Raw genomic sequence first — 1109 nt, forward strand, 5'->3', positions numbered from 1 at the left:
GGAAGGTGCGAACAAGTTCCTGATATGAGATCATCATATTCATCCGGAGCGCATCCCAGAGGGACATCATGAGCCATCAACTCACCTTCGCCGATAGTGAATTCAGCACTAAGCGCCGTCAGACCCGAAAAGAGATTTTCCTCTCCCGCATGGAGCAGATTCTGCCATGGCAGAATATGACCGCTGTCATCGAGCCGTTTTATCCCAAGGCGGGCAATGGCCGACGGCCCTATCCGCTGGAGACCATGCTGCGTATTCACTGCATGCAGCATTGGTACAACCTGAGCGACGGTGCCATGGAAGATGCCCTGTACGAAATCGCCTCCATGCGCCTGTTTGCCCGATTATCCCTGGATAGCGCCCTGCCGGATCGCACCACCATCATGAATTTCCGCCACCTGCTCGAGCAGCATCAACTGGCCCGTCAATTGTTCAAGACCATCAATCGCTGGCTGGCCGAAGCAGGCGTCATGATGACCCAAGGCACTTTGGTGGATGCCACCATCATTGAGGCACCCAGCTCTACCAAGAACAAAGAGCAGCAACGCGATCCGGAGATGCATCAGACCAAGAAAGGCAATCAGTGGCACTTTGGCATGAAGGCCCACATTGGTGTCGATGCCAAGAGTGGCCTGACCCACAGCCTAGTCACCACCGCGGCCAACGAGCATGACCTCAATCAGCTGGGTAATCTGCTTCATGGAGAGGAGCAATTTGTCTCAGCCGATGCCGGCTACCAAGGAGCGCCACAGCGCGAGGAGCTGGCCGAGGTGGATGTGGACTGGCCGATCGCCGAGCGTCCCGGCAAGGTAAAAACCTTGAAGCAGCATCCGCGCAAGAACAAAACGGCCATCAACATCGAATACATGAAAGCCAGCATCCGTGCCAGGGTGGAGCACCCGTTTCGCATCATCAAGCGGCAGTTCGGCTTCGTGAAAGCCAGATACAAGGGGCTGCTGAAAAACGATAACCAACTGGCGATGTTATTCACCCTGGCCAACCTGTTTCGGGTGGACCAAATGATACGTCAGTGGGAGAGATCTCAGTAAAAACCGGAAATAACGCCAGAAATGGTGGAAAAAATAGCCTAAATAGGCTGATTCGATGTG

The 1109-nt window shown here is 54.4% G+C and carries 1 protein-coding gene; it reads left to right on the forward strand.

Annotated elements, in window-relative coordinates; translation table 11 throughout:
- Positions 1 to 68 precede the first annotated feature (68 nt).
- Positions 69 to 1049: an IS5-like element ISKpn26 family transposase gene (locus FDX11_RS01630; RefSeq protein ID WP_137397369.1), complete on the forward strand. Its 981-nt coding sequence runs from the start codon at positions 69 to 71 to the stop codon at positions 1047 to 1049.
- Positions 1050 to 1109 lie beyond the last annotated feature (60 nt).

The organism is Citrobacter sp. wls714 (genome assembly GCF_005281025.1).
Classification (GTDB): Bacteria; Pseudomonadota; Gammaproteobacteria; order Enterobacterales; family Enterobacteriaceae; genus Citrobacter; species Citrobacter werkmanii.